The organism is Xanthomonas sp. SHU 166 (assembly GCF_000364685.1).
Classification (GTDB): Bacteria; Pseudomonadota; Gammaproteobacteria; order Xanthomonadales; family Xanthomonadaceae; genus Xanthomonas_A; species Xanthomonas_A sontii.
Genome location: NZ_AQOJ01000244.1, coordinates 1 through 4,930 on the forward strand (window position 1 = coordinate 1; position 4,930 = coordinate 4,930).

At 71.7% G+C, this 4,930-nt stretch carries 5 protein-coding genes and 2 pseudogenes; 6 read left to right on the top strand and 1 reads right to left on the bottom strand.

The window, feature by feature from the left end:
- The 3 genes and pseudogenes from D180_RS23260 to D180_RS07965 all read left to right on the top strand — a co-directional run.
- Positions 1-123 (top strand): annotated as a pseudogene (locus D180_RS23260) (VIT family protein); the annotation flags it as partial.
- Between the two features lie 36 nt (positions 124-159).
- A complete protein-coding gene (locus tag D180_RS07960; RefSeq protein WP_043090633.1) occupies positions 160-990 on the top strand; it encodes a helix-turn-helix transcriptional regulator in 831 nt (276 codons plus the stop codon).
- A gap of 105 nt (positions 991-1,095) precedes the next feature.
- Positions 1,096-2,088, top strand: a complete 993-nt coding sequence (locus D180_RS07965; protein ID WP_017912376.1) for an MBL fold metallo-hydrolase — start codon at positions 1,096-1,098, stop codon at positions 2,086-2,088.
- A gap of 309 nt (positions 2,089-2,397) precedes the next feature.
- Here the strand turns inward: D180_RS07965 and yihA are convergent, their stop codons facing one another.
- Positions 2,398-3,021, bottom strand: coding sequence for a ribosome biogenesis GTP-binding protein YihA/YsxC (gene yihA / locus D180_RS07970; RefSeq protein ID WP_017912377.1), 624 nt, complete (start codon positions 3,019-3,021; stop codon positions 2,398-2,400).
- A gap of 128 nt (positions 3,022-3,149) precedes the next feature.
- Between yihA and D180_RS07975 the strand changes: the two genes are divergently transcribed.
- From D180_RS07975 to D180_RS23415, 3 genes and pseudogenes are all read left to right on the top strand, one after another.
- The gene (locus tag D180_RS07975) at positions 3,150-3,971 is read left to right on the top strand and encodes a c-type cytochrome (protein ID WP_026143360.1); all 822 of its coding nucleotides are present in this window, start codon (positions 3,150-3,152) and stop codon (positions 3,969-3,971) included.
- An 86-nt stretch (positions 3,972-4,057) separates the two neighbouring features.
- Positions 4,058-4,699 (top strand): thiol:disulfide interchange protein DsbA/DsbL, encoded by a 642-nt coding sequence (locus D180_RS07980; protein ID WP_017912379.1) that lies wholly within the window; start codon positions 4,058-4,060, stop codon positions 4,697-4,699.
- 105 nt (positions 4,700-4,804) lie between these two features.
- Positions 4,805-4,930, top strand: a pseudogene (locus tag D180_RS23415) (thiol:disulfide interchange protein DsbA/DsbL); the annotation flags it as partial.

Below are 4,930 nucleotides of genomic sequence, written 5' to 3' on the forward strand. Positions count from 1 at the left end.
GCGCTGGCCGCGCGTGCCGGCGGCGCCTCGGGCCTGCGCGGCGCAGTGCGGGTGGTGTTCTGGGGCGCGGCGGCGATGCTCGCCAGCGGCGCGATCGGCCATGTGTTCGGCGTGCATGTCTGAGCGGACGCGCCCGCCGCTGCGCTAGCATCACCGGCCATGGCCGACACGACTTCCCCCGACGCTTTGCTGCTGGCGCGCCTGGCCAGCCTGGCCGACTGCACCCAGGCCGAGGGCTACGCCTGCATCACCGCGCGCCGCGAACACGGCGCGCGCTCGGTGGAGATCCCGCAGCCGCACCTGGCGATCCTGCTGCAGGGACGCAAGCAGGTGCGCACCGCGACACAGGCCCTGGACTTCGTACCGGGCGACCTGTTCCTGGTGACGCGGCGCTGCCGCATCGATGTGGTCAACATCCCGGATCCGCACAGCGGCCTGTACCTGAGCGTGCTGGTGCCGCTGTGCGAGGAAGCGCTGAGCGCCGCGCGCGTGCTGTGGAACGAACCGCTGCCCGCCGCCGGCGCGGAGCTGGCGCGTCTGCGCGCCGAGGAGTTCGGCAGCACCCTGCTGCAATGGCGGCAGGCGCTGCAGGACGGCCGCTACACCGAGGCGCGGCTGGCGCTGGCGACCCTGGTGGTGGCGCTGTGCCGGCAAGGCCACGGCGGCCTGCTGCTGCCGCCGGCGCCGAGCGTGGCAGCGCAGGTGCGCGATCTGATCGCCGCGCAGCCACAACGCGACTGGCGTTCGCGCGACATCGAGGAGCGCCTGGGCTTCAGCGGCGCGACCCTGCGTCGGCACCTGGCCGGCGAACGCACGTCGTTGCGCGAACTGCTCACCGATGCGCGCCTGGCGCACGCGATGCAACTGCTGTACACCACGCGCTGGCCATTGAAGACGGTCGCCGCGCACGCCGGCTACCGCTCGGTGCGCAGCTTCAGCCAACGCTTCCAGCAACGCTACGGCCTGGATCCGGCCAGCATCGGCAACTGAGCCGGGGCGGCGTGAGCGCCGCGCGCAGCGGAATGAGCGAATCGCGCAGCGGCGCCGGCGCAGCATGCCATTACCGCGGCGCACGCCGCTCTGCCAGGAAATCCCATGTCCGTGTTCCCGTTGCGCGCGTTGTGCGCGCTGGCCATGAGCGCCAGCGCGGCGCTGACGCTGCCATCACCCGCCCACGCCGCCGCGCCGGCCAGCGCCCAGACGCAGGTGCCCGGCGTCTATCGCCAGGCGATCGGCCGCTTGCGCATCACCGCCCTGTTCGACGGCACCGTGGCGCTGCGGCGCGCGCAACTGGCGAACATCCCGCCGGAGGCGATCGCACGCCTGCTCGACCACCGCTATGTGCCGGAGAACGACAAGGGCCTGCAGACTGCGGTCAACGCTTATCTGATCCAGGACGGCACGCACCTCACCCTGGTCGACACCGGCACCGCGACCTGTTTCGGCCCCGGGCTCGGCCAGGTGCTGGCCAACCTGCGCGCGGCCGGCTATGCGCCCGAGCAGGTCGACGACGTGCTGCTGACCCACGCCCATCCCGATCACCTGTGCGGCCTGCTGGACGCACAGGGCCAGCCCGCCTATCCCAAGGCGACGGTGTGGCTGAGCGCCGCCGACGCGGCGTACTGGCTGGACCCGGCCAGCGAGGCCGAGGCGCCGCAGGCACTGCGCTTCGCCTTCCCGCTGGCGCGGGCGGCGGTGGCGCCCTACCAGTCCACGCAGCGGCTGCGCCGTTTCCGTCCCGGCGACGCGCTGCCCGGCGGCGCGGTGGCGCTGGATACCCACGGGCACACGCCCGGGCACGTGTCGTACCGCTTCGACGGTGGTGCGGGGCAGCAACTGCTGGTGTGGGGCGATCTGGTGCACTACCACGCGGTGCAGTTCGCGCAGCCGCAGGCGTCGTTCGAGGCCGACAGCGACCGCGCCGCGGCGATCGCCGCGCGCAAGCGCATGCTGGCGCAGGCCGCGGACCACGGCTGGTGGGTAGCCGGCGCGCACCTGCCGTTCCCGGGACTGGGCCACGTGCGTCGCGAGGGCCAGGCCTTCGCCTGGGTGCCGGCGGAGTTCTCGCCGTTGCCGGCGGCGCCTTGATTGGCCCGTACCCTCATCCGGCCCTGCGGGCCACCTTCCCCCAAAAAGGGGGCCATGGTCCCGGAGGGAGAAGGAAGAGGCCAAAGCCCCTCTCCCATCGGGAGAGGGGTTGGGGTGAGGGTCCGGCAAGCAGCGACTCGCGATGTTTGGGTGCACGAGGCTGCGCCCGTACCCTCATCCGCCCCTGCGGGGCACCTTCTCCCGGTGGGAGAAGGAACAGAGGCTAGCCCCTCTCCCATCGGGAGAGGGGTTGGGGTGAGGGTCCGGCAAGGAGCGTCTCGCGAAGTTTGGGTGCCAGCACCGCCGCGCTCACTCCGCGGCAGTCGGCTCCGTCTCCAGCCCCAGCCAGCCGCCGACGATGCCGCGTGCTTCGTCCACGCCCTGGCGGGTCTCGCCGGAGAAGGTCTGCACGCTGACCGTATCGCCGAACGCGCTGGTCAGCTCCTTGCGTACCTGCTGCAGCACCTGCCCCTGCTGGCCGCGGCCGAGCTTGTCGGCCTTGGTCAGCAGCGCGTGCGCGGGCAGCCCGCGCTGGGCGGCGTAGCCCAGCATCTGCCGGTCGTAGTCCTTCAGCGGATGGCGGATGTCCATCACCACCACCAGCCCGCGCAGGGCCTCGCGCGTGCGGAAATAGGTGTCGATGAACTTCTGCCAGTGCGCCTGCAGTTCCTGCGGCACCTTGGCGTAGCCGTAACCGGGCAGGTCCACCAGGTAGCGCTCGGGCTGGACCTGGAAGAACACCAACTGCTGGGTACGGCCGGGCGTCTTGGACACGCGGGCCAGGGCGTTCTGCCGGGTCAGCGCGTTCAGCGCGCTGGACTTGCCGGCGTTGGAGCGGCCGGCGAACGCCACTTCCCAGCCGCCGCCGTCCGGCAACTGGCGGGCATTGTGGGCGGACAACAGATAGTGGGCACGTTCGAGGATCAGCGACATCCCCCTAGGATCGCACGTCCAGGGCCCCGGGCGGGCTTCGTTGACCGCCGGGCCGCGGCATGCCGATAATCGCGCGAGTGCGGTCGCCGTCCGGCAGCCGCGGGGTCGGGTCATACGGAGCTTCAGCAATGCGCCACGCTCGCGTTCTTGCCTTTGCCGGTCTAGCGGTTTCCGTCGCCGCCGCGGTCGCGTTCGCGCAGACCTCGGTGGTTCCCATTCCCGACCACGCGCCGGTGCGCACCACGCCGCTGGAGGGCGACATCGGCAAGGCCGCCTGGGGCGACCCCAAGGCCGGCCAGGCCAAGGCCGCGGCCTGCGCCGCCTGCCACGGCGCGGACGGCAACCCCGCAATCGCCATGTATCCGCGCATCGCCGGCCAGGTGGAGCGCTACAGCGCGCGGCAGATGGCGTTGATCGCCCACGGCGAGCGCACCAGCGGCGCGGTCGCGGCGATGGTGCCGTTCGTGCAGCCGCTAAGCGCGCAGGACATGCGCGACATCGGCGCCTACTTCGCCACGCAGAAGGCCGGCGCCGGCATCGCCGACGACGCGGTGATCGCCGACGGTCCCTACGCGGGCATGAAGTTCTACGAGGTCGGCCAGCAGCTGTATCGCGGCGGCGACGCGACCCGCGGCATTCCCGCGTGCATGGCCTGCCACGGCCCGGCCGGCGCCGGCAATCCGGGTCCGGCCTATCCGCATCTGGGCGGCCAGCACGCCGATTACGTGGCGCGGCGCCTGCAGGAATACCAGGCCGGCACCACCCAGGAGCGCGATCCGACGATGTTCAAGATCATGGCGCAGGTGGCCAAGCCGCTGACCGACCAGGAGATCAAGGCGCTGGGCAGCTACCTGCAGGGCCTGCACGACCGCGCCGACGACGCGGCCGCCGCGCAGGCGGCACCGGCCGCGGCGACGCCACAGCAGCCGGCGCCCGCGCAACAATCCTGACCGCGCGCCGCCGCGGCGGCGCCGGCCCGTTTCCCCTTCGCGCCGGTCCCGACGACCGGCGTTCGTTTTTTGCCATTGGAGATCGCATGAACCGTCTGCCCCGCCTGCTGTTGTGCCTGCTCGCCCTGCTGCCGTTGAGCGCCTGCGCGCAACCCAAGTCCGCCAGCGCGGTGGAAGGGGAGGACTACACGCTGATCGCCAATCCCAAGCCGTTCGCGCCGCTGGCCGGCAAGATCGAGGTGGTGGAAGTGTTCGGCTATACCTGCCCGCATTGCGCGCACTTCGAGCCGCTGCTGGAAGAGTGGGCCGGCAAGCAGGCCAAGGACGTGCGCCTGACCCTGGTGCCGGCGGCATTCGGCGGCTACTGGGACAACTTCGCCAGCGCCTTCTATGCCGCGCAGCAGTTGGGCGTGCAGAGCCGCAGCCACCGCGCCATGTTCGAGGCCATCCACGACAAGCGCAGCGTGCCGGTGCAGAACGTGGCGCCGGAGGAACTGGCCACGTTCTACGCCGGCTTCGGGGTCAAGCCGCAGGCCTTCATCGCCGCCTACCAGAGCCCGCAGGTCGCCGCGCAGGTGAAGGCCGCGCGCGATTTCGCCGTGCACGCCGACATCTCCGGCACCCCGGCGCTGATCGTCGACGGCAAGTACCTGGTCAAGGGCAAGAACTTCGAGGACATGCTGCGCATCGCCGACGCGTTGATCGCCCGCGAGCGCGCAGGCAAGTAATCGGCGTACGGCGCTTCATCCGCGCCATGGCATCATGACGGGGTGGCCGGACCGCGCTTGCGGCGCGTCCGGCATTTGTCCCCCATCCTGCTGGAGATGTCGCCGATGAAGACCCGCTTCGCCCTGACCCTGATGGCCCTGCTGCCGATCCTGGTGGCATGCAAGGCCCAGGACGGCACTGCCGACGCCGTCGCCCCTGCCTCCGGCACCGCTGCCGCCCCGGCTGCCGCG

Bases quoted from the DNA above. Each gene is read 5' to 3' on its own strand.
- D180_RS07975 (WP_026143360.1), top strand. From the start codon at position 3,150: ATGCGCCACGCTCGCGTTCTTGCCTTTGCCGGTCTAGCGGTTTCCGTC.
- D180_RS07965 (WP_017912376.1), top strand. From the start codon at position 1,096: ATGTCCGTGTTCCCGTTGCGCGCGTTGTGCGCGCTGGCCATGAGCGCC.
- D180_RS07980 (WP_017912379.1), top strand. From the start codon at position 4,058: ATGAACCGTCTGCCCCGCCTGCTGTTGTGCCTGCTCGCCCTGCTGCCG.
- D180_RS07960 (WP_043090633.1), top strand. From the start codon at position 160: ATGGCCGACACGACTTCCCCCGACGCTTTGCTGCTGGCGCGCCTGGCC.
- yihA (WP_017912377.1), bottom strand. From the start codon at position 3,021: ATGTCGCTGATCCTCGAACGTGCCCACTATCTGTTGTCCGCCCACAAT.